The organism is Nocardioides sp. J9 (assembly GCF_007829375.1).
Lineage (GTDB): Bacteria > Actinomycetota > Actinomycetes > Propionibacteriales > Nocardioidaceae > Nocardioides.
In genome coordinates this window covers 18,545-40,147 of the sequence record NZ_VLJQ01000079.1, presented here as the reverse complement: position 1 = coordinate 40,147, position 21,603 = coordinate 18,545, and the positions used below count along the sequence as shown (strand labels likewise).

At 72.6% G+C, this 21,603-nt stretch carries 22 protein-coding genes; 15 read left to right on the top strand and 7 right to left on the bottom strand.

Features of this window, described 5'->3' with window-relative positions; all coding sequences use genetic code 11:
- Positions 1–168 precede the first annotated feature (168 nt).
- Complete coding sequence (locus tag L615_RS13385; protein ID WP_145725368.1) at positions 169–870, top strand: HNH endonuclease signature motif containing protein; 702 nt, start codon at positions 169–171, stop codon at positions 868–870.
- 597 nt (positions 871–1,467) lie between these two features.
- Here L615_RS13385 and L615_RS13375 read toward each other — a convergent pair.
- Complete coding sequence (locus L615_RS13375) at positions 1,468–2,310, bottom strand: helix-turn-helix domain-containing protein (RefSeq protein WP_051486115.1); 843 nt, start codon at positions 2,308–2,310, stop codon at positions 1,468–1,470.
- Positions 2,311–2,434: 124 nt separating this feature from the next.
- Here L615_RS13375 and L615_RS13370 point away from each other — a divergent pair, with 124 nt between their 5' ends.
- From L615_RS13370 to L615_RS13350, 5 genes are all read left to right on the top strand, one after another.
- Entirely contained in the window at positions 2,435–3,529 is a 1,095-nt protein-coding gene (locus L615_RS13370; protein ID WP_028656793.1) for a TIGR03857 family LLM class F420-dependent oxidoreductase, read from the top strand.
- Positions 3,526–4,593, top strand: a complete 1,068-nt coding sequence (locus tag L615_RS13365) for a phosphotransferase family protein (RefSeq protein WP_222430550.1) — start codon at positions 3,526–3,528, stop codon at positions 4,591–4,593. The genes L615_RS13370 and L615_RS13365 overlap by 4 nt, the downstream gene beginning before the upstream one ends.
- 112 nt (positions 4,594–4,705) lie before the next feature.
- The gene (locus tag L615_RS13360; protein WP_145725366.1) at positions 4,706–6,952 is read left to right on the top strand and encodes a chemotaxis protein CheA; all 2,247 of its coding nucleotides are present in this window, start codon (positions 4,706–4,708) and stop codon (positions 6,950–6,952) included.
- Positions 6,949–7,425: a chemotaxis protein CheW gene (locus tag L615_RS13355; RefSeq protein WP_145725365.1), complete on the top strand. Its 477-nt coding sequence runs from the start codon at positions 6,949–6,951 to the stop codon at positions 7,423–7,425. The genes L615_RS13360 and L615_RS13355 overlap by 4 nt, the downstream gene beginning before the upstream one ends.
- On the top strand, positions 7,422–9,251 hold the full coding sequence (locus tag L615_RS13350; RefSeq protein ID WP_261376685.1) for a methyl-accepting chemotaxis protein: 1,830 nt from the start codon (positions 7,422–7,424) through the stop codon (positions 9,249–9,251). Before L615_RS13355 ends, L615_RS13350 begins: the two co-directional genes overlap by 4 nt.
- Before the next feature lie 172 nt (positions 9,252–9,423).
- Here the strand turns inward: L615_RS13350 and L615_RS13345 are convergent, their stop codons facing one another.
- Together L615_RS13345 and L615_RS13340 are read right to left on the bottom strand one after the other, a co-directional pair.
- Positions 9,424–10,113, bottom strand: coding sequence for a response regulator transcription factor (locus tag L615_RS13345; protein ID WP_232221837.1), 690 nt, complete (start codon positions 10,111–10,113; stop codon positions 9,424–9,426).
- A 114-nt stretch (positions 10,114–10,227) separates the two neighbouring features.
- Positions 10,228–10,587, bottom strand: a complete 360-nt coding sequence (locus L615_RS13340; protein ID WP_145725364.1) for a hypothetical protein — start codon at positions 10,585–10,587, stop codon at positions 10,228–10,230.
- A gap of 245 nt (positions 10,588–10,832) precedes the next feature.
- On the opposite strand from L615_RS13340, the gene L615_RS13335 reads away from it, so the two are divergent.
- Positions 10,833–11,651 (top strand): sigma-70 family RNA polymerase sigma factor, encoded by an 819-nt coding sequence (locus L615_RS13335; protein WP_186449858.1) that lies wholly within the window; start codon positions 10,833–10,835, stop codon positions 11,649–11,651.
- A 141-nt stretch (positions 11,652–11,792) separates the two neighbouring features.
- On the opposite strand, the gene L615_RS13330 is transcribed toward L615_RS13335, so the two are convergent.
- From L615_RS13330 to L615_RS13320, 3 genes are read right to left on the bottom strand one after another with little or no spacing between them, the layout of a single operon-like run.
- Positions 11,793–12,974, bottom strand: coding sequence for an alcohol dehydrogenase catalytic domain-containing protein (locus L615_RS13330; protein ID WP_145725362.1), 1,182 nt, complete (start codon positions 12,972–12,974; stop codon positions 11,793–11,795).
- Between the two features lie 12 nt (positions 12,975–12,986).
- Complete coding sequence (locus tag L615_RS13325) at positions 12,987–13,211, bottom strand: CDGSH iron-sulfur domain-containing protein (protein ID WP_028656786.1); 225 nt, start codon at positions 13,209–13,211, stop codon at positions 12,987–12,989.
- On the bottom strand, positions 13,208–14,200 hold the full coding sequence (locus L615_RS13320; protein WP_186449857.1) for an iron-containing redox enzyme family protein: 993 nt from the start codon (positions 14,198–14,200) through the stop codon (positions 13,208–13,210). The genes L615_RS13325 and L615_RS13320 overlap by 4 nt, the downstream gene beginning before the upstream one ends.
- Positions 14,201–14,424: 224 nt before the next feature.
- Between L615_RS13320 and L615_RS13315 the strand changes: the two genes are divergently transcribed.
- From L615_RS13315 to L615_RS13280, 8 genes are read left to right on the top strand one after another with little or no spacing between them, the layout of a single operon-like run.
- Positions 14,425–15,081 carry a PAS and ANTAR domain-containing protein gene (locus L615_RS13315; RefSeq protein ID WP_051486111.1) on the top strand — a complete coding sequence of 219 codons (657 nt, stop codon included), beginning with the start codon at positions 14,425–14,427 and terminating at the stop codon, positions 15,079–15,081.
- A gap of 23 nt (positions 15,082–15,104) precedes the next feature.
- The gene (locus L615_RS13310; RefSeq protein ID WP_028656783.1) at positions 15,105–15,974 is read left to right on the top strand and encodes a glucose 1-dehydrogenase; all 870 of its coding nucleotides are present in this window, start codon (positions 15,105–15,107) and stop codon (positions 15,972–15,974) included.
- Between the two features lie 47 nt (positions 15,975–16,021).
- The gene (locus tag L615_RS13305; RefSeq protein WP_145725360.1) at positions 16,022–16,357 is read left to right on the top strand and encodes a hypothetical protein; all 336 of its coding nucleotides are present in this window, start codon (positions 16,022–16,024) and stop codon (positions 16,355–16,357) included.
- A complete protein-coding gene (locus L615_RS13300; protein ID WP_145725359.1) occupies positions 16,354–16,836 on the top strand; it encodes a DUF6328 family protein in 483 nt (160 codons plus the stop codon). Before L615_RS13305 ends, L615_RS13300 begins: the two co-directional genes overlap by 4 nt.
- Positions 16,833–17,288, top strand: coding sequence for a hypothetical protein (locus L615_RS13295; RefSeq protein WP_145725358.1), 456 nt, complete (start codon positions 16,833–16,835; stop codon positions 17,286–17,288). Before L615_RS13300 ends, L615_RS13295 begins: the two co-directional genes overlap by 4 nt.
- A gap of 15 nt (positions 17,289–17,303) precedes the next feature.
- Complete coding sequence (locus L615_RS13290; RefSeq protein WP_028656779.1) at positions 17,304–18,536, top strand: NRAMP family divalent metal transporter; 1,233 nt, start codon at positions 17,304–17,306, stop codon at positions 18,534–18,536.
- Positions 18,536–19,225: a hypothetical protein gene (locus L615_RS13285; protein ID WP_051486107.1), complete on the top strand. Its 690-nt coding sequence runs from the start codon at positions 18,536–18,538 to the stop codon at positions 19,223–19,225. The genes L615_RS13290 and L615_RS13285 overlap by 1 nt, the downstream gene beginning before the upstream one ends.
- A gap of 39 nt (positions 19,226–19,264) precedes the next feature.
- Positions 19,265–19,534 (top strand): Rho termination factor N-terminal domain-containing protein, encoded by a 270-nt coding sequence (locus tag L615_RS13280; RefSeq protein ID WP_028656778.1) that lies wholly within the window; start codon positions 19,265–19,267, stop codon positions 19,532–19,534.
- 170 nt (positions 19,535–19,704) lie between these two features.
- Here the strand turns inward: L615_RS13280 and L615_RS13275 are convergent, their stop codons facing one another.
- Positions 19,705–21,483, bottom strand: a complete 1,779-nt coding sequence (locus L615_RS13275) for a dolichyl-phosphate-mannose--protein mannosyltransferase (protein ID WP_186449856.1) — start codon at positions 21,481–21,483, stop codon at positions 19,705–19,707.
- Positions 21,484–21,603: the final 120 nt, after the last annotated feature.

Here is a 21,603-nt window from a genome sequence, read left to right as displayed (position 1 = left end):
GCCGCCGTCGACGACGTCGGCTGGAAACAGCTCGAACGCCTCGTGGCCGAGGCGGTCCTGCGGTTCGACCCGGAACGAGCAGAAGCCGAACGGCAGCGGGTATCGGACCACCGGCACTTCGACATCGACGAGCCCAGCGACACCGGCCACGTCGTGATCCACGGCCTGATGGACGCAGCCGACGGCCACGACCTCGATGAAGCGGTCACCCGCCGAGCGATCCTCCTCGGCAAGTGTGGCGACGACTCGTCGATGGATGTCCGCCGGTCGAAGGCTGCGGCTGAGCTGGCTCGGCAGGACCTGTCGCTGGACCTGTTGTTCGCCGACTCCGAGACCGGTGAGGTCATCGCCACCGCACCCGGCCGCAAGGTCACCCTCAACGTCCACGTCACCGACGCCACACTGACCGGCGACAACCCGGTCGCCCGCTGCGAGGAAACCGGTGGACCGGTCCTCGCCAGCCAGGTGAAGGAGTGGCTGCAGGCACCGAGGACGACTGTGATCGTTCGTCCGGTGATCGACCTGGCCGACTGCGTTCCGGTGGACTCGTACGAGATCCCCGACCGGCATCGCGCCCGGGTCCAGTTGCGTGACCACACCTGCAGGTTCCCCGGCTGCACCGTCAAGGCGACCCGCTGCGACCTCGACCACTCCGTCGAGCACGCTCGCGGCGGCCCGACCTGTCCGTGCAACCTCGTCCCGCTCTGCCGACGCCACCACCGCGCCAAGACCTTCAGCCTCTGGCGCTACGTGACCGTCCAGCCCGGCCACTACCTCTGGCTCTCCCCCAACGGCCGCCACTTCCTGGTCAGCCCCAAGGGCACCAAGGTCCTCGCCACCTCGCGCCGCCTCGACCCCGACGACTACTAGCCACCACGCCCCACACCCCGCCTGACGGCGGGGTCACAGGCATGTCCGCTGCCGCTATTCGAGGTGCGAGGCGCCCCAGCGGCCCCGGTGCGCCGGACTGTGCCGGACACAGTCCGCCTCAAGGGCCCGGTGGTTTCGAGGCTCGGCCGCGGGCGGCCTCGCACCTCAACCACCGGGAGTCGGCGACGTTCCAAGACGTCATGCGGATCGTGGCCTGGAGCCCACGATCCGTATGACCTTCCACGAAGGCGGCGGCCGCGCAGCGGCGGCGCGGACGCAGTCCGTGCCGGCAACCGCGACGTCCTTGACGCCGGGGGCCGGTCGGCTACGTTGCGCGGCCGCCGATACCAACCCCGAAGCAACACGACCGCCGCTGGTTGAGGTGCGAGGCGCCCCAGCGCCGAGCCTCGAAACCAGTGGCCCCGGTGCACCGGACTGTGCCCACCACAGTCCGCCTGACASGCCCGGAGGTTTCGAGGCTCCTCGCTGGCGCTCGTCGCACCTCAACCACCGGGAGTCAGGCGAAGCGAACCTCGAGCCTTGCCGCCAGGCGAACGCCACCGCCGACGGGCGACGCGCTCGCGCAGTCGAAGACAGTCACCCCACCACGGCCTTCGCCGCCTGGCGCACCATGCTCGCGGCCCGCCTCACCTCCGCGCCGGTGAGGTCGCGCAGCGGGTGGACGACGAGGGCGGTGCGGACGGTGCCGTCGGGGCCGGGGACGGGGGCGGCGACGGAGGTGACCGGCTGGCTGGCGGCGTCGTGGGTCTCCATGCTGGTCCGGACGACCTCGGCGAGCAGCTCCCCGGCGAGCTCGTGGACGGCGGCAGGGAAGTCGCCCTCGTGGGTGGCCTGCACCAGCGACGAGACGTGCTCGACGACCGGGCTCATCCGCTCGACGAGGAAGCCGTCGGCGCGGGCCTGGTCGAGGTGGGCGCCGTAGGAGGCGACGGCGGCCTCGGTGAGGCGGCCGCGGCGCAGCCAGCCCCTGCGCTCGTCGGGCTCGGCCCAGGCGGCGAAGAGGGTGCCGAAGGGGGCGGCATAGGGGAGGCGCTGGCCGCGCATGACGGTGAGGTCGTCGGGGTCGACGCTGGAGACGTAGAGGACGTCGTCGACGAGCTCGACCACCGAGGCCGGCCAGCCGGTGGCGCTGGCGAGGCCGGCGGCGGCGCGCACGCCGAGGCGGGTGCCGGTGCGCTGCTCGGCGACGGCGGCGGCCACCGGGCCGAGGGCGGGGCCGAGGGCGAGGTGGCCGGTGTCAGGGGAGCGGACCAGCCAGCCGCGGGCGGCGAGGGTGTGCACGATCGCGTGGGTGGTCGCGCGGGAGAGGCCGAGCTCGCGGGCGACGTCGGCGGCACGCAGCGGCCGGTCGCGGCGGGCGGCGACGAGCTCGAGGACGTCGACGACCCGGGTGGTCGGTGGTGAGGGACTCGCGGTCACCGGCGCTCCGTTCGACGTCCGAACCCGCCCGGGCGACGCCACGGAGGCGCGGAGCGAGTTCGAATAGTCGAATCTAGCAGCGCAAGCCGTCGATCGACGGTCGTCTGCGCCCTACGTTGCGGCCATGCACGACGCACCGCTCGCCTTCCCCGAGCTCGGGTTCTACGGGCTCGCCGGCCACGCGGGTGACCCGCGCGCGCTCCTAGACGAGGTGGCCGACGCCGAGCGCCTCGGCCTCGGCTCGGTGTTCCTCTCCGAGCGCTTCAACTTCAAGGACGCCACGGTCCTCGCCGGCGCTGCGGCCGCAGCGAGCGAGCGGATCGGGATCGCGACGGCGGCGACCAACCACAACACCCGCCACCTGCTCGTGACCGCGACGGCGGCGGCGACGCTGAACCGGATGACCCGTGGCCGCTTCGCCCTCGGCCTCGGCCGCGGGTTCGACGCGCTCTTCGACGTCATGGGCGTCCCGCGGATCACCAGCGCCCAGCTCGCCGACGCGGTCGACGTGCTGCGCCGGCTCTGGCGGGGGGAGCGGTTCGACCACGACGGCCCGGCCGGTCGCTACCCCTACCTCTTCCTCATGGACGAGGACGTCGCCGAGGACGTCCCGGTCCTCATGGTCGCGATCGGGCCGCGGGCGCTCACCCTCGCCGGCGGGACCGCCGACGCGGTCGTGCTGCACACCTACCTGAGCGACGAGGCGGTCGCCCGCGCCGTGCGACGGGTGCGCGACGGGGCGGAGGCGGCCGGGCGCGACCCGGCCGACGTGCGGGTCTGGGCGTGCACCGCCGTCGTGGAGGACTCGCTGCCGCACGAGCTGGTGCTGCGCAAGACCGTCGGGCGGCTCGCGACCTACCTGCAGGGGTACGGCGACCTGCTGGTCCGCACCAACGGCTGGGACCCGGCCCGGCTCCAGGCCTTCCGGGACGACCCGCTGGTCGCCGGCTTCCAGGGCGCGTTCGACGCCGACGCGAGCACCGACGACCTGGAGTACCTCGCCGAGAAGGTGATCCCGCAGCAGTGGCTCGACTGCGCGATCACCGGCTCCGCCGCCACCTGCGCCCGCCGGGTGCAGGAGCAGCTCGCCGGCACCGGCGTCGACAGCGTGATCCTGCACGGCGCCACGCCCCGGGAGCTCGAGCCCGTCCTCGCGGCGTACGGCGCCCGCCGCACCGCGCGCCCCGACCTGCCGGTCAACCCGGGGCGGGCCCGGTGAGCGCGCCGCAGCCGGTCGCGGACGTCCGCGACCTCACCCCGGCCTGGCTGACCGCTGCCCTCGGCGCCGAGGTGACCGCGGTCCACTCCGTCCCGGTCGGGACCGGCCAGATGGGCTCGTGCCACCGCCTCGCGCTGGAGGGCGACCCGGCGCTGCCGCCGACGGTGCTCGCGAAGCTGCCGACCGACGACCCGGCGTCGCGGGAGTTCCTCCACGGCTCCTACGCCATCGAGGTCACCTTCTACCGCGACCTGTGCCCGACCGTCGCCGTCCGCGTGCCGCGGGTCCACTACGCCGCGATCTCCGACGACCCGGCGCAGCGTGGCACCTTCACCCTCCTGCTCGAGGACCTCGCGCCCGCGCAGCAGGGCGACCAGATCACCGGCTGCACGCCCGCCCAGGCGCGGGCCGCGGTCGAGAACATCGCCGGCCTGCACGCGCCGCGCTGGTGCGACCGCAGCCTGCTCGACGTCCCCGGCCTCAGCGCGGTCGGTCGCGAGGACGCGGACCTCATGGACCAGCTGTTCCCGGACGCCGTGGAGACCGTGCTCGGCAAGCTCGGCGACCTGGTGGGCGCGAAGGACGCGGCGACGCTGCGCGAGGYCGCCCGGTMCGSCGGCCGGTGGCTCCTCGGCGCCCCCGACCGGTTCGGCCTGGTCCACGGCGMCCACCGGCCCGACAACCTGCTCGTCCACCCGGACGGGCGGCTGTGGACCGTCGACTGGCAGACCCTCGCGCTCGGCCTGCCCGCCCGCGACGTCGCGCTGCTCGTCTCCTCCGGTCTGCCCGTGGAGGAGCGTCGTCGCCACGAGCGGGCGCTGGTCGAGGCGTGGCACCGCCGCCTGGTCGACCTCGGGGTCGCGGACTACGACCCCGACGACGCCTGGGACGACTACCGCTTCGCGCTGGTGCAGACCCCGCTGCTCGCGACCTTCGGCTGCGCCTACAGCAGCGTGCGGACCGAGCGTGGCGACCGGATGTTCGCCGCGATGCTCGCCCGGGGCGGCCAGGCGCTGCGCGACCACGCGACCCTCGACCTGCTCCGGGCGCTGCCGACGTCGTGAGGCCCCGGCCTGAGCCGAAGGGGTCGGCCACCCGGGACCCGGGTCCCGACTCCGCCCGACCGCCTCATCCCCCTCCCCGCCGGGCCGATGGGCAGCCCGGAAGGAGGGGCGGATGGACGACGACGCAGAGATCATCGCGGAGTTCCTCGTGGAGTCCCACGAGAACCTCGACCAGCTGGACCGTGACCTGGTCGAGCTGGAGCAGCAGCCGGACTCACGGGACCGGCTGTCGAGCATCTTCCGCACGATCCACACGATCAAGGGCACCAGCGGGTTCCTGGCGTTCAACCGCCTCGAGCAGCTGACCCACGTCGGCGAGACCCTGCTGTCGCGGCTGCGCGACGGCGAGGCGGTCATGACGCCGGCGATCGCCGAGGCGCTGCTGTCCATGGTCGACACCGTGCGCGCCCTCCTCGACGTGATCGAGCGCACCAGCAGCGACGCGGACCCCTCCGTCGACGTCGCCCCCGTCGTCGCCGTCATCGAAGACCTCCTGGCCGGGCGCGAGCCCTCGTCCGGCGGAGCCGCAGAGGAGCCGGTCGTGTCCCCGGCGGCCTCCTCCGCGGCCCCGCCGGACCTCGCGCCGGACCCCGCGCCGGACCCCGCGCCGGACCCCGTGCTGGCGCCGGAGCCGGCACCCGTCCCCGCGTCCCACCCCGAGCCGCACCCCGCGCCCCACCCGGAGCCCGAGGTGCACGCCGAGGACGGCGCCGAGCGCCGCTCCCGCGTCGACTCCTCCGTCCGCGTCGACGTCGACCTGCTCGACGACCTCGTCGACCTCGTCGGCGAGCTGGTGCTCACCCGCAACCAGCTCATCCAGCGCAGCCTCGCCTCCGACGACCTCGAGCTGGTGCGCGCCAGCCAGCGGCTCGACCTGGTCGCCAGCGAGCTGCAGGAGTCGGTCATGAAGACCCGCATGCAGCCCATCGGCCAGGTCTGGTCGAAGATGCCGCGCGTCGTCCGCGACCTCTCCCACCAGCTCGGCCGCGAGGTCGAGCTCGTCATGGAGGGCCACGAGACCGAGCTCGACCGCAGCCTGCTCGAGGCGGTCAAGGACCCGCTGACCCACCTGGTCCGCAACTCCCTCGACCACGGCATCGAGCCGCCCGACGTACGCGCGGCCGCCGGCAAGCCGGCCAAGGGCACGCTCAGCCTGCGCGCCTACCACGAGTCCGGCCAGGTGGTCGTCGAGATCGCCGACGACGGCAAGGGCATCGACCCGGAGAAGATCGCCGCCGTCGCCCTCGAGCGCGGGGTCGTGACCCGCGACCAGCTCGCGCGGATGGACGGCCGCGAGGTCCTCGGCCTGATCTTCCGCCCTGGGTTCTCCACCGCCTCCGCGGTCTCCAACATCTCCGGCCGCGGCGTCGGCATGGACGTGGTGCGCACCAACATCGAGCGCATCGGCGGGAGTGTCGACGTCGTCTCCGAGCCCGGGCGCGGCACGACGACGCGGGTCCGCATCCCGCTCACGCTCGCGATCATCCCGGCCCTCGTGGTCGGCGAGGGCGCCGAGCGCTACGCCATCCCGCAGGCCAACCTCGTCGAGCTGGTCCGCATCGAGGGCGAGGACCTGGAGCGCCAGGTCGAGGACCTCGCCGGCGCGCCCGTCCTCCGGCTGCGCGGCCAGCTGCTCCCGCTGGTGCCGCTGGCCGGCGTGCTCGAGGACGGCGGCCTGCCGGGAGACGAGGCGCTCACCGTCGTGGTGCTCCAGTCCGACGACGTCCGCTTTGGGCTGTGCGTGTCGACCGTGCACGACACCCAGGAGATCGTGGTCAAGCCGATCGGCCGGCAGCTCAAGGGCCTGGCGATGTACGCCGGCGCCACGATCATGGGCGACGGCCGGGTCGCGCTCATCCTGGACGTGGCCGGCATCGCCGCCACCGCCGGCGTCGGCGCGACGCAGGCCGAGGTCGTCGACCTCAAGGCCAGCGCTGCCGACGACCGCACCGCACTGCTGGTGCTCGAGGTCGCCGACGGCCGTCGTGCCGCCCTCCCGCTCGCGGCGGTCGCCCGGCTCGAGGAGTTCGAGCGCGACCGCATCGAGCGCAGTGGCACCGCGGAGGTCGTGCAGTACCGCGACGGGATCCTGCCGCTGGTGCGCCTGGCCTCCGCGATCGGGCTGCCGGACACCAGCGACCGCAGCGACCAGGTCAGCGTCGTCGTCCACGAGACGGGTGCCACCGGGGGAGCCGTCGGGATCGTCATCGACAAGGTCCTCGACGTGGTCGAGGTCGAGGTCAGCGCGAGCCAGGTCGGACGTCGCGCCGGCGTCACCGGCAGCGCCGTCGTCCAGGACCGGGTCACCGACCTGGTCGACCTCGCCGCCGTCGTCGCCCGGTCAGGAGTGTCCGCATGAGCGCCGTCGCCACCGTCCCGACCACCGAGCAGTACTGCACCTTCTGGGTGTCCGGGCTGTTCTTCGGCGTCGCCGTCGAGGAGGTGCAGGAGGTCCTGCGCCTCCAGCCGATGACGCCGGTGCCCCGTGCCGACGAGGCCGTCACCGGGCTGATCAACCTGCGCGGCCAGATCGTCACCGCCGTCGACATGCGGGTCCGGCTCGGCCTGCCGCCGCGCGTCGACGACGAGGACCCGATGAACGTGATCGTCCGCAGCCGCGGGGAGGTCGTCAGCCTCCTGGTCGACGACATCGGCGACGTCATCGACACCGCCGGCGTGGACGCCCAGCCGGCCCCCTCGAACATGCCCCGGGAGGTGCAGGACGTGCTGCGCGGGGTCTGCCCCCTCCCCGACGCCATCCTGCTCGTCCTCGACGCCGACCGCGCCGTCGACGTGGCGACCGCACCCGACACCACCGGAGGAACCCCGTGACCGAGACCCTGGACGCCCCGGTGAACGGCACCGGGCCCGCCAAGACCACCCGACCGCGCACCAAGGCTGCCCCCAAGCCGGCGACCAAGCCGGCGGCCAGGCCGGCAGCGGCCGACGCGTCGGCGATCGCGCTGTCGATGATGGAGAACAGCCCGACGAACATGATGTTCGCCGACTGCGACTTCGTCATCCGCTACATGAACCCGGCCTCGCTCGAGACCCTGCGCCGCCTCGAGGAGCACCTGCCGGTCCGCGCCGACGACATCGTCGGCTCCAGCCTCGACGTCTTCCACAAGTCGCCGGCGTACCAGCGCCAGATCCTCGCCGACCAGGCGAACCTGCCGCGCCGCGCCAACATCAAGGTCGGCCCCGAGATCCTCGACCTGCTCGTCTCGCCGATCACCGACGCCTCCGGCGAGTACGTCGGCGCGATGGCCACCTGGGAGGTCGTCACCGAGAAGGTGCGGATGGCCGAGGAGGTCGCCCGGGTGACCTCGATGATGGAGAACAGCCCGACGAACATGATGTTCGCCGACCGCGACTTCGTCATCCGCTACATGAACCCGGCCTCGCTGGACACCCTGCGCAAGCTCGAGTCCGTCCTGCCGGTGCGCGCCGACGAGGTCGTCGGCTCCAGCCTCGACGTCTTCCACAAGAACCCCGCCTACCAGCGCGGCCTGCTCGAGACCGCCGACTACCTGCCGCGCCGCGCGAACATCCAGGTGGGCGGCGAGGTGCTCGACCTGCTGGTCAGCGCGATCACCGACGCCGACGGTCAGTACATCGGCGCGATGGCGACCTGGGAGGTCGTCACCGAGCGCCTCCGCCTCGAGGCGGACAAGAAGGCCCGTGACGAGGCCGAGCGCGAGGCGGCGGCCGACCTGGCCGCCAAGGTCGAGCAGATCCTCGACGTCGTCTCTGCCGCCGCGGCCGGTGACCTGACCCGCGAGCTCGACATCGAGGGCGACGACGCCGTCGGCCGGGTGGCCGCCGCGCTGCGCACCCTCATCGCGACCCTGCGCTCCAGCATGGGCGACATCGGCGGCACCGCCGAGACGCTCACCGCCGCCGCGGACCAGCTCACCTCCCTGGCCCAGGGCATGGGCGAGGGAGCCACGACCACCTCCGACCGCGCCGCCTCGGCCTCGAGCGCCAGCGTGCAGGTCTCCGCGTCCATCCAGACCGTCGCCACGGCGGCGGAGGAGATGACCGCCTCGATCCGCGAGATCGCCAAGAACGCCACCGAGGCCGCGACCGTCGCGACCGACGCCGTGTCCGTCGCCTCCGAGGCGCAGGGGACCGTCGCGTCCCTCGGCGAGTCCTCGGCCGAGATCGGCCAGGTCATCAAGGTGATCACCTCGATCGCCCAGCAGACCAACCTGCTCGCCCTCAACGCGACCATCGAGGCCGCCCGCGCCGGCGACGCCGGCAAGGGCTTCGCCGTGGTGGCCAACGAGGTCAAGGAGCTCGCCAAGGAGACCGCCAAGGCGACCGAGGAGATCGGCCAGAAGATCGAGGCGATCCAGTCCGACACGCAGGGTGCGGTCTCCGCGATCAGCCGGATCGCCGACGTCATCGCGCGGATCAACGACATCCAGTCGACGATCGCCTCGGCGGTCGAGGAGCAGACCGCGACGACCAACGAGATCGCCCGGTCGGTGACCGAGGCGGCCGCCGGCGCCAACGGCATCGCCGAGGACGTCACCCAGGTCGCGACCGCCGCCGACCACACCCGCGAGGGAGCCCAGGACACGCTCGCCTCGGCGACCGAGCTGACCGGCATGGCCGGGCAGCTGCGCGGCCTGGTCGGCCGGTTCACCCTCTGACGGGCGGCCGGGCGGCCTCCAGCAGCACACGACGAACCCCGCCGGGCCCGGCCCGGCGGGGTCCTGTCGTTCCCGGCCCGGGAAGAGGCGGAAAAGGGAAGGACCCCGCCGGTGTGGGACGGGCGGGGTCCTTCGCAGTGGAGCGTCCGGGTGGGGACCGGACGCCCCGGGGTCAGCCGACGCGGCGCTCGGCGAGCGGCGGGGCAGTCGTGCCCTCGCCCCCGCGGAGCCGTACGGCGAGCAGGGCGGCCTGGGTGCGGTGCTGCAGTCCGAGACGGGAGAGCAGACCGGTGACGTGGTTCTTGACCGTCTTCTCGGCGAGGAAGAGCTCCTCGGCGATCTGGCGGTTGGTCATGCCCTCGGCGATGAGGAAGAAGATCTTGCGCTGCTGCGGGGTCAGCTCGCAGATGACGTCGAGCGAGCGGCGCTGCATCTCCATCTGCTCCACCACGCGGCTGGCGACGGTGGGGTCGATGAGGGAGTGGCCGCCGGCGACCAGCTTGATCCCGCTGATCAGCGAGTTGCCCTCGATCCGCTTGAGCACGTAGCCCGACGCGCCGGCCAGGATCGCCGCGGAGATGGCGTCCGGGTCGTCGTACGTGGTGAGGATCAGGCCCTTGATGTCGGGGTCGACCGAGCGCATCTCGCGGCAGATGTCGACGCCGCTGCCGTCGCCGAGGTGGGCGTCGAGGATCGCGACGTCCGGGCGCAGCTCCAGGATCTCGCGCAGGGCGACGGTGGCGCTGCCCGACTGCCCGACGACCTCGATGGTGTCGTCGGTCTCGAGGAGGCTGGCGACGCCACGTCGGACGACTTCGTGGTCGTCGACGAGGTAGACGCGGATCGGGTTCGACTCAGTCACACGGACGAGTCTGGTGGTCCGGAGGGGCCGGCACGCACCATTCGGGACAGGTCCGGCCGAGGGTCTTGGGACCATGGCCCGAACGGGCCAGCAGGCGCTGGCCGATCGGAGGAATCAGCGGGCGCGCAGCTCGGCCAGCGCGGTGTGCACGTCCCGCTCGCTGCGCCGCAGCTGCTCGAGCAGCGCGACGATCTCGCCCGTCGTCAGGTGGTCGTCGCCGGTCGAGGGTGCCAGCCACTCCCGCGCCTCGTCGGCGGTCATCCGGCCCCCGATCTCCAGCCGGTACGACGTGTCGTCGAGCTCGAAGGAGACGTCGGCCACGACGGCGCGGAAGTGCTCGTCGGCCACCGGGTCGTGGACCAGCACGAGCTCGCCGGGCTCGAGGCCGCGGGCGAGCGCCTGGGCGCGGTGGCCGACGGCGAGCGAACGGCTGCGCCGCGTGAACGGGCTGAGCGCCACCACGATCTGCTCCACCGGGACCTCCCTCGACGGCCCGGCTCGGTCACCGGGCTCCGTGTTCTCGACAGGGTCAACCGACGGCCGGACAGGGGGTTATGGCCGGCGCAGTCCTCTTCACACTGGCCCCCTGTGACCAGGCGACTAGTTCTTTTGGGTGGTACGACGTGTTTGAGGTGTTGTACGGTGGGTAAGTAGCGCGACAGATGTTCGACACGCGGCCAAGCCCACCGCCGCACCGCTCCTACCCACAGGAGTTGTCCATGTCCGCCATCACCCTTGAAGTACCCACCATCCCGTCGGCTCACTCGGAGCTGGCACTGCCTTCGGACGAGCGGAAGGCCCGCACCGCGGAGCTGCTCGCCGAGGCCCGTCTGACCGACGGTGAGGAGCGCCGCGCGATCCTCGAGCAGGTCATCGTCATCAACATCCCGGTCGCCCGCACGCTGGCCGCCCGCTACCGCAACCGCGGGCAGGCCCAGGACGAGCTCGAGCAGGTCGCGTGCCTCGCGCTGACCCGTGCCGTCCACGGGTTCGACCCGGAGCTCGGTGACGACCTCCTCGTGTTCGCGGTGCCGACCATCCTCGGGGAGCTGAAGCGTCACTTCCGCTCCGCGAGCTGGGTCGTCCGCCCCCCGCGCCGGGTCCAGGAGATCCGCCCGCGGATCGCCGTCATGGAGGCCGAGCTCACCCAGGAGCTGGGTCGTCCGCCGTCGGTCGAGGAGCTGGCCGAGGCCGTCGACGCCCCGGTCGCCGAGGTCGAGGAGGCTCTCTCCTGCGGTGACCTCGCGCACGCGTCGTCCCTCGACGAGCCCGTCTCGGAGACCGGCAGCAGCCTCGCCGAGCTGCTGCCCACCACCGAGGCCGGCTTCGAGCACAGCGAGGCCGTCGCCCTGCTCGGCCCCGCCTGCCGCCAGCTCAAGGAGCGTGACCGGGCCATCCTCCGGATGCGCTTCTACGAGCAGATGACCCAGCAGCAGATCGCCGACGAGCTGGGCGTCACCCAGGTGCAGGTGTCGCGCCTCCTGCAGCGCATCTTCACCGACCTCCGCAAGAGCGTCGGCCTGGCCAACGCCGCCTGACGAAGCACTGATCGACGGCCCACGCGGCCGGTCCGCCCGACAGCCTCGGGTGGCCCGGCCGGTGGGCCGTCGTCGTGTGCCCTGCCCCGCGCCCCGGACGGTCACGGACGGTCACGGACGGTCACGGACGGTCACGGACGGTCACGGGCGGAAGAGCACCTTGACCATGCCGTCCCGCTTGTCGCGGAAGTCGCGGTAGGCCCGGGGTGCGTCGTCCAGCGGCAGGTGGTGCGTCGCGAAGCCCTCGACGCCGAGGTGGTCCTCGTCCTGGAGCAGGAGCTCGAGGATCTCGTCGCTCCAGCGGCGGACGTTGGCCTGCCCCATCCGCAGGTGGACCTGCTTGTCGAAGAGCTCCATCAACGGCATCGGGTCCATCGCGCCGCCGTAGACGCCGACGACGGAGATGGTGCCGCCGCGGCGCACGGCGTCGATCGCGAAGTGCAGGGCGGCCAGCCGGTCCACGCCCGCCGAGCGCACGAGCGGTTCGGACACCCGGTCGGGCAGGAGCGCGACGACCTTGGCCATGCCCTCGGCGACCGGCGACCCGTGCGCCTCCATGCCGACGGCGTCGATGACGGCGTCGGCGCCGCGGCCCCGGGTCAGCTCGCGGACCTGCTGCAGCGCCGGTGCCTCGTCGGTGAGGGACACCACGTCCGGGCCGTACGACGTCGACCGGTCGATCCGCTCGGCGACCGGGTCCGCCACGATGACGCGCAGCCCGCGGTGGCGCGCGATGCGCACGCACATGTCACCGATCGGACCCGCGCCGAGCACCAGCACCGTGTCGCCGGGGTCGAGGTCGGCGTACTCCAGCGCCTGCCAGGCCGTGGGCAGCACGTCGGAGAGGAACACGAAGCGGTCGTCCGGCGGGCCGTGGGGCACCTTGATCGGCAGGGCGTTGCCGAAGGGCACGCGCAGGTACTCCGCCTGGGCGCCCGGGACCTGGCCGTAGAGCTTGCTGTAGCCGAAGAGGCTGGCCCCGGTGCCGTGCTCGTGGTTCTGGGTCGCCTCGCACTGGCTGTGCAGGCCGCGCGAGCACATCCAGCAGGACCCGCAGCTGATGGTGAACGGCACGACGACCCGGTCGCCCGGCCGCAGCGCGGTGACGCCGGGGCCGACCTCCTCGACGACGCCCATCGGCTCGTGGCCGACGACGTCACCCGGCTCCATGAACGGCGCGAGGGGGTCGTAGAGGTGGAGGTCGGAGCCGCACAGCCCGGTCGAGGTGACCTTGACGACGATGTCGTCGGGAAGTGAGAGCCGGGGGTCGGGCACCTCCTCGACGGACATCGTGCCCTTGCCCTGCCACGTCACTGCCTTCACTCGGCCCTCCTGTCAGGTGGCTCGCTCGTCCTTCTGCTTCTGCTTGCTCCTGCGCCGGGTCCGGTGGCTGTCGTCGCACCAGGGCATCCGGTCGGAGCGGTTGCACCGGCACAGGGCCACCACCGCGCGGTCGGTCGCGGTCACCTGCCCGTCGACGCCGACCACCTCGTCCGCGCCGCGCACGAGCAGTGGCCCGCCCGGGCACTCGATGACGCTGACCCGCTTCGCGGCGCTCACCCCGCGGCCCTCACGGGCTGGTGCGCGGAGCGGGCGTCGAGCCAGCTGTCGAGCTGTGCCTGCCCGGCGAGGCCGTCAAGGGTCAGGCACGCCCGCGCGCCCATGAGCACGTCGTCGGCGAGCTCGGGCTCGTCGGTGACCAGGCCCCCGCAGATGCCGCGGATCGCGAGCTGCTCGTGGACGGCGTCGGCCACCACGTGCTCCTCGTAGTACTCCGCGACCTCCGGCATGCCCAGGCGCTGCGCGCCCTTGGCGATCCGGTCGCAGGGCAGCGCGCTGGTCGCCTCGAACGCGGCGAGGTGGCCCAGCGCGGCGCCGCGCAGCCGCCGGTTGAGGGAGAACAGCGACATCACGTTGACCGAGGCCAGGGTGGCGGCGTCCGCCTCCTCGGCGTAGACCGAGACGTCGGTCGGCAGGTCGAGCGAGCGGAGCCCGGCCGCGAACAGCTCCTGGTGGAGCCGGTCGGGACGACCGGAGCCGTACTCGTCGTACTGCAGCTCGGCGAGGCCCACCTTGGCCGCGCCGTCGAGGCGCGGCAGCAGGAAGCTGTGCGGGTCGGACTCGCGCAGGTGGTGCACCGCGCGGCGCCGCAGGTAGGCGACGAACTCGTCGCGGGTCGCCTCCTGCTCGAGGAACACCGTGGTGTCGGAGGGACCCTCGGAGACGGTCAGCCGGGTCAGCTCCCGGGTGACCTGCTCGGCCGGGGAGTCCCCGATGTGGCCGAGGCCGTCGCCGTCGTCGGCGGTGTCGGCGACGAGCTGGCGCACCGCCCGCTCGAAGACGCGCTCGATGGCGGCCCGGCTGACCAGCAGCAGCGGGTCCCACTCGGCGTCGGGGTCGACGCCGTCGAAGCCGCGGTAGTGCAGCTCGTAGAGCATCCACAGCGCCAGCTGCAGGTCCCGGTCGGCCAGGGGCATCACGATGTCGCCGACGGCGCGCTGCTCGGGGACGGGGTGGGGTCCGGTCGCCTCCGCCGTCAGGGCGCGCACCACGCCCTCGCTGAGGGGTCCACAAGGTTCTGGGAGCCGCATCGCAGTCTCTTTTCGGGGGGAGAGGGGCAGGCCGGTGTTGTGGCCGGACCCACGGTTCGGAATGATTGGCTGCTGCAGGCAACGGGGGCCGCTGCAACTTCCTCTGGTGGACGCGGAGGTACCCCGCACTCCTGCCGGCACACGGTCCCCCCGGTGCTGCGAGCACGGGTCAGGAGGGTCACGTGAACCAGGTCGGGTCGTTGGTCGACGTCGCCGAGGAGCGGCAGACCGGCAGGTTCGTCTTCCACGTGGAGACCCGGACCTGGGAGTGGGACGACGACGTCTTCGCCATCCACGGCTACCTACCGGGCGAGGTCGAGCCCACGACCGACCTGATCATGAAGCACAAGCACGAGCAGGACCGCGAGCTCGTCGAGGACACCATCGCCGCCGCGATCGAGGACGGCGCGCCGTTCAACATCTACTACCGGATCCTCGTCGGCGACGAGATCCGCCGGGTCGTGCTCGTCGGCGAGGGCGAGTGGGACGAGGGCCACCCCGTCGGCGGGCGGGCCGACCGGCTCGTCGGCTACTACCTCGACCTGTCCCCGGAGCTCGAGGCCGAGACCCGCACGGCCGCCGACGCGGCCGTCGCCGCCTCCGCCGCGGCGCGGGACACCATCGAGCAGGCCAAGGGCATCCTCATGCTCGGCTACGGGCTCGACGCCGACGCCGCCTTCGCGATGCTCAAGTGGTGGTCGCGCAACCGCAACGTCAAGGTGCGCGAGGTCGCCGACCGGCTGATCCAGGTCGCCCGCGAGGGCCACGTCAGCCACCCCGGGCTGCGCCGCCTGCTCGACAGCCTGCTCGACGACCTCACCACCCGCCGCATCCCGTAGGCGGGCCCGGGTACCTCCCGGGCATGAGCGACTCCGACGACACCCAGTTCCCTGCCCAGCAGCAGACCCCGCCGGGCCTGACCGGCGAGATGACGCCGCAGCCGGACCACGGCGAGCAGTCGTACGTCGGGCACGGGCGCCTCGAGGGCCAGGTCGCCCTCGTCACGGGCGGCGACTCCGGCATCGGACGTGCGGTCGCGCTCGCCTACGCCCGCGAGGGGGCCGACGTGGCCTTCACCTACCTGCCCGAGGAGCAGCCGGACGCGGACGCGACGGTCGCCCTCGTCGAGGACGCCGGCCGGCGCGCGCTGCCGATGGCCCTCGACCTCACCAGCCGCGACGCGTGCGACGAGGCCGTGCAGCGCACCGTCGACGAGCTCGGCGCGCTCGACGTCCTGGTCAACAACGCGGGCTACCAGATGGCCCGCGACCACGCCGTCGACGACCTCAGCGACGAGCGGATCGACCGCACCTTCAAGACCAACCTGTACGCCCTGATGTGGGGTGTGCGGGCGGCCGTCCCGCACCTGCGCAAGCGGCCGGGCTGCATCATCAACAACGCGTCCATCCAGGCCTACGAGCCGTCGACCACGCTGCTCGACTACGCCGCGACCAAGGCCGCGATCAACAACCTCACCGTCAACCTCGCCGCCTCCCTCGGGGGCGACGGGATCCGGGTCAACGCGGTCGCGCCGGGACCGATCTGGACGCCGCTCCAGCCGGCGACCCAGGAGCCGGAGAAGGTCGAGAAGTTCGGCGCCGACACACCACTCGGCCGGGCCGGCCAGCCCGCCGAGGTGGCCCCGGCGTTCGTCTTCCTCGCCTCGCCCGGCGACGCGTCGTACGTCTCCGGCACGGTGCTCGGCGTCACCGGCGGCAAGCCCGTCTTCTGAGCACCTTCCGAACGGATGCGGGCGGGGGCCACGGGTACCGCGACGACATGTCCAGCGAATCCGAGAAGAACCAGGAATCCGGCCAGGTGTCGGAGGTCGCCAGCCACAAGTCGGCGGGKCAGGTGACCCCGGGCGACGCGGTCGCCGGGCACCCCGCCGACGACACCGTCCAGGAGGGCTTCGCCGGCCCGGACGCGCTCACCGGGGACGAGGACCCCGACGCAGTGGCCCACCGCCCGAAGGATCCTGATCCGGAGGCCATCGTCGACGAGGAGGACCGCGACCCGGAGGCGATCGTCGACGAGGCGGACACTGCGGACCTGGTGGACGACGACGACGGCGCGTACCCCCGCGTGCAGGACGTGGAGGAGGACCGGGCGTGAGGACGCCCCCGTCGCTGCGCAACCACCAGCAGCGACGACCCCCGCAGCAGCTCAACCGCAACCTCAACGAGCTGCTGCAGGAGCTACGCGTCATGCAGACCGGTGTCCAGATCCTCACCGGCTTCCTGCTGACCATCCCGTTCACCCAGCGCTTCGAGTCACTCACCGACACGCAGCGCACGCTGTACCTCTGCATCCTCGTCGTCGCGGTGCTGACGACCTTCGCCATCGTCGCGCCGGTCTGCTACCACCGCCTGCTCTTCCGCAAGGGGGAGCGCGAGTGGATCGTCCGCGCCGCACACCGGTGCTGCCTCGGCGGGATCCTCGGTCTGGGCGTGCTCTCGGCGGGCTCCGTGTACCTCGTCTTCGACGTGGTGATCACGGCGACCGCCGCCCTGATCGCCGCGGCGGCGGTCGCGCTGGCCTTCATCTCGTTGTGGGCCGCGGTTCCGTTCATCTTCCGGGACCGCGAGCGATGATGTCGGCCTGGCGTACGACCGCCGTCGTGGTCTGCTTCCTCGCCTGGGTCCTTGCGGTGGCGTCGGGCTGCTCCCTCGTGGGACAGCCCGACGTCGCTGCGTGGGACCAGAAGGCGCGGCAGGCCGTCACCGACGCTGCCAGCGAGGTCGCGACCGCCCGACTCGCGGTGGAGACGGCCCGCGACGACCGGACCTGGTCGTCGTACACGACGGTGGTGGTGGCGCAGGCCGAGGAGGCGATGGGCACCGTGCAGGACGACGTCTCCCGCCTCCAGGTGCCTCCGGGGCGCGCGCAGGACGCGGACGACCTCGAGGCCCTCCTCGACGCCGCCTCGAGCGCCGTGCAGGACGCCCGGCAGCACGCCGTTGCTGGCGAGCACGACGACCGCGACCTGCTCGACCGGCTCGACCGCGTGGGGGAGCGCCTCACCCGGGCCGAGACCCGGTGGTGAGTCGGTGGTGACCCGGTGAAGCGCTACTTCGCCGTCCTGCTCGGCGTCCTGACGGCCATCGGGGGCTTCGTCGACATCGGCGACCTCGTCACCAACGCCCAGGTCGGCGCCCGGTTCGGCCTCTCGCTGGCGTGGGTCGTGGTGGTCGGCGTCATCGGCATCTGCGTCTTCGCCGAGATGTCGGGCCGGATCGCCGCGGTCAGCGGGCGGGCGACCTTCGACCTCGTCCGCGAGCGACTCGGCCCGCGGATGGGCTTCCTCAACCTCGTCGGCTCGATGCTGGTCACCTTGCTCACCTTCATCGCCGAGATCGGCGGCATCGCGCTCGCGCTGCAGCTGGTGAGCTCGGTCAACCACGTGCTGCTCGTGCCGTTCGTGGCCGCGCTGGTGTGGATCGTGCTCTGGCGCGCGAAGTTCTCCGCGATCGAGAACGTCCTCGGCCTGCTGGGCCTCACGCTGATCGGCTTCGCCGTGGCGTTGTGGCAGCTCGGCCCGGACTGGGGCGAGCTCGCCGCGGGCTTGTCGCCGGCGGAGAAGCCCGGCGCGGAGAGCTGGGCGGCCTACGCCTACTTCGCGGTCGCGCTCTTCGGAGCCGCGATGACGCCGTACGAGGTGTTCTTCTTCTCCAGCGGCGGCGTGGAGGAGCGCTGGACGCCGAAGGACCTCGGCGTGATGCGGGCGAACGTGCTCATCGGCTTCCCCCTCGGCGGCCTGCTGTCGATCTCGATCGCCGCCTGCGCGACCGTGGTCCTGATGCCCGAGGGCATCGCCGTCGAGACGCTCGGCCAGGTCGGGCTCCCCGTCGCGGTCGCGCTCGGCAAGGTCGGGCTCGCCGTCGTCGTGCTCGGCTTCTTCGCCGCCACCTTCGGCGCCGCCTGCGAGACCGGGCTGTCCACCGGCTACAGCCTGGCGCAGTACTTCGGCTTCCAGTGGGGCAAGTACGTGCGCACCCGCGAGGCCGCCGGCTTCCACGTCATCCTGCTGGTCGTGACCGTGCTGGCGGCCGGGGTGCTGCTCACCGGGGTCGACCCGATCATGGTCACCGAGATGTCGGTGATCTTCTCCGCGGTCGCGCTGCCGCTGACCTACTTCCCGATCCTCGTGGTGGCCAACGACCCCGACTACCTCGGCGAGCACCGCAACGGTCGTTTCGCCAACCTGCTGGGGATGGTCTACCTGGTGATCATCGTCGTCGCCGCACTCGCGGCGGTGCCGCTGATCATCGCGACCTCGATGGGACAGGGCTGATGAGGGACTCCTACGACGCCGCGCTGCACCTGCTGGACCGGCAGGTCCTCGACTGCGACGAGCGGCTGGTGTGCAAGGTCGACGACGTCGAGCTCACGGTCGCCGCCGACGGGTCGCTGGTGCCGACCGGCCTGCTGGCGGGCCTGCCCGCCCTCCTCCCGCGCTTCGGGCCGCGCCTCGGCGCCGTGATGGCCCGCACCCACGCCAGCGTCCACGACGTCGTCGCCGGCGGCGACGCCCCGGACGTGGTGGAGATGGATCTGGTCGACGAGATCGCCAGCGCCGTCCACCTCACCGTGCCGGGCGCCGGCCTGCTCCGCCCCCGCGAGGAGGTCGACGCGGCCGCACCCGAGCGGGTCCGGCTCGGCCAGCTGCTCGGCATGCCGGTCACCGCGCCGCCCGAGGTGGGCCTGCACCGGAGCAGCCGCCTGCTCGACGTACGCATCACCCGGGTGGCCGACGGTCGCGGCTCGGTCGTCGACGCCCTGGTCGTCGGTCCCGGCCGCCCCGGCGCCCTGCTCGGCTACGACCGCCGCAGCGAGTCCGGCCCCTGGCTGCTCGCCGACGCGGTGCGCTGGCTGCACCGCCACGCGCGCGTCGTGGAGGTCGGCCCGGAGGTCGAGGTGGACCGCGACCGCGGCGAGGTGCGGGTCGGCCCCGGCGCGTCTGTCAGCCCGCTGCTCGGGTAGCGACAGGGTGACCCAGCACGGACCACGAGAGGAGCTGCCATGCCCGGCAAGGACCACGGTCCCGGGATCAAGAACCCCGACATGTACGAGGAGCTGCGTGAGGACGGCGCCAGCAAGGAGAAGGCCGCCCGCATCTCCAACGCCGCCGACAACGAGGGTGCCTCCGAGGTCGGCCGCCGCGGCGGCAAGGCCGGCGACTACGAGGACTGGACCGTCGACGAGCTCCAGGACCGCGCCGCCGAGCTCGACATCGAGGGCCGCTCGAAGATGAACAAGGACGAGCTCATCGACGCCCTGCGCAACCACTGATCCACCACGACGAGGTGCGCCTCATGGTTCCGCGAGGTGCGCCTTGTGGCTGCCTGAGGTGCGCCTCGTGGTCGGGGTAGCGCCGGACATGACCCGCACGTCGCGCCGCCACAACCCGCACGTCGCGCCGCCACAACCCGCACCTCGTCGTGGTGCGCTTGCAGGCCGGGCTAGACCCAGCGGGTGAACCAGATGCGGGGGAGCCACTCGCTGTGGGTGAGCAGCTGGTTGGTCCAGATCGGCCAGAACCAGGCGAAGTTCACGAGGGTGAGGATGACGAAGGCGCCGCCGACCACGACGCCGACGGTCCGGCGTGCCGAGGGCAGGCGGGACGGGCCGATGAGGTGGCCGATCGCGAGGGTGGTGGCGATGACGGTGAACGGCAGCACCGCGATCGCGTAGAAGATGAAGATCGGGCGGTCGTCGTACTGCATCCACGGCAGCCAGGTGGACAGGGCGCCGACGACGGCGAGGCCGTAGCGCCAGTCGCGGGCGCCGACCCACATCACGGCGGAGAAGAGCAGGGCGACCAGGCCGCCCCACCACAGCACCGGGGTCGGCAGCAGGAGCACCTGCTTGATGCAGTCGCTGCCGGCGGGGGCGCCGCAGCCCTGCTCGCCGGGCGGGATGTCGTTGGTGACGGCCACACCCACCGGGCGGTTGATCAGCAGCCAGCTCGACGGCTTCGACTCGTAGAAGTGCTCGGAGCAGTTGAGGAAGTGGGTGTGGAAGGTGAAGACGTCCTGGTGGTAGTACCAGAGCGAGCGCAGCGACTGCCAGGCCTCGCCCAGGCCGTCGGCGTCCTTCTCGGTCGCGGTCGGCCACTTCTTCGTGTCGTCGAGGTCGGTGGCGACGTAGGAGTCGTCGTCGTCCGCGCAGTGGCCCTGGCCGGTGTACTGGCGGTACTGCGTGGAGCTGAGGTGCTCCTCGTACTCGTTCGCGTGCGCCAGCCAGCCTCCCCACGTCGCGACGTAGACGAGGCCGGCGACGACGACGAGGTGCACGAAGGCGGGTACGCCGTCGGCGACGGCGCCCTTGAGCACGGCGAACCGGATGCCGAGCATTCGCCGGGCACCGGCGCTCCAGAGCCAGCACAGCACGCCGAAGGCGGCCAGCGGGTAGAGCGCGGTCCACTTGGTGCCGATCGCCAGGCCGAAGCAGATGCCGCCGGCGAGCAGCCACGGGCGGAGCAGGACCCGCCCGCCCCAGCCGGGCAGGGTGCCGTCCTCCCGCAGGGCGGCGCGGGCGGCGAGGCGGCGGCGCAACCAGTCCCGGTCGGCGACGATGCAGTGCACCCCGCACAGCAGGAAGAGCGCGAGGAAGATGTCGAGCAGGGCGAGCCGCGACAGCACGAAGTGCAGGCCGTCGAGCATCAGCAGCGTGCCAGCGACGCAGCCGAGCAGCGTCGACCCGGTCAGGCGTCGTACCAGCCGGCAGATGACGAGGACCATCAGCGCGCCCGCGACCGCGGCGGAGATCCGCCAGCCGAACGGGTCCATGCCGAACGCCTTCTCGCCGAGCGCGATCAGCCACTTCCCGACGTCGGGGTGCACCGCGAGCGAGGGCTCACCGGTCCACACGTCCTGCGTGTGCCCGGCGAGGATGTCGGCGTTGATGTCGGTCTTGGTGTTGCCGTCGACGTCGTCCAGGTAGGTCTGGATGTAGCCGTTGTTGAGCAGCGACCACGCGTCCTTGGCGTAGTAGGTCTCGTCGAAGGCGAACCGCTTCGGGTCGCCGAGCCCGACCAGGCGCAGGCCGAGCGCCAGCAGCGTGATCGCGATCGGGCCGAGCCAGCCGACGAGCCGCTGGCGGGGGGGCAGGGGGCGCAGGGGGCCGAGCGCGCGGTCGATCGCGTGGGGCACCCGGCGTCCGGTCGCCGTGGACGAGAGGGTCGTGAGGCTGCGCGGGCCCGCGGACGTGCGGCGGCCCTCCTCCTCGACGACGGTCACGGTCGGGAAGCCTACGCAACCGTGCGAGGATCCTCACCGTGACCGGAGTCCTCGTCCTCGCAGGCACCCCGATCGGCCAGGTCGGCGACGCCCCGCCCCGCCTCGCCGAGGAGCTGGCGG

Coding starts and splice junctions, on each gene's coding strand:
- L615_RS13285 (WP_051486107.1), top strand. CDS start 18,536: ATGAGGGACTCCTACGACGCCGCGCTGCACCTGCTGGACCGGCAGGTC.
- L615_RS13280 (WP_028656778.1), top strand. CDS start 19,265: ATGCCCGGCAAGGACCACGGTCCCGGGATCAAGAACCCCGACATGTAC.
- L615_RS13335 (WP_186449858.1), top strand. CDS start 10,833: ATGTCCGCCATCACCCTTGAAGTACCCACCATCCCGTCGGCTCACTCG.
- L615_RS13310 (WP_028656783.1), top strand. CDS start 15,105: ATGAGCGACTCCGACGACACCCAGTTCCCTGCCCAGCAGCAGACCCCG.
- L615_RS13385 (WP_145725368.1), top strand. CDS start 169: ATGGACGCAGCCGACGGCCACGACCTCGATGAAGCGGTCACCCGCCGA.
- L615_RS13295 (WP_145725358.1), top strand. CDS start 16,833: ATGATGTCGGCCTGGCGTACGACCGCCGTCGTGGTCTGCTTCCTCGCC.
- L615_RS13355 (WP_145725365.1), top strand. CDS start 6,949: ATGAGCGCCGTCGCCACCGTCCCGACCACCGAGCAGTACTGCACCTTC.
- L615_RS13370 (WP_028656793.1), top strand. CDS start 2,435: ATGCACGACGCACCGCTCGCCTTCCCCGAGCTCGGGTTCTACGGGCTC.
- L615_RS13360 (WP_145725366.1), top strand. CDS start 4,706: ATGGACGACGACGCAGAGATCATCGCGGAGTTCCTCGTGGAGTCCCAC.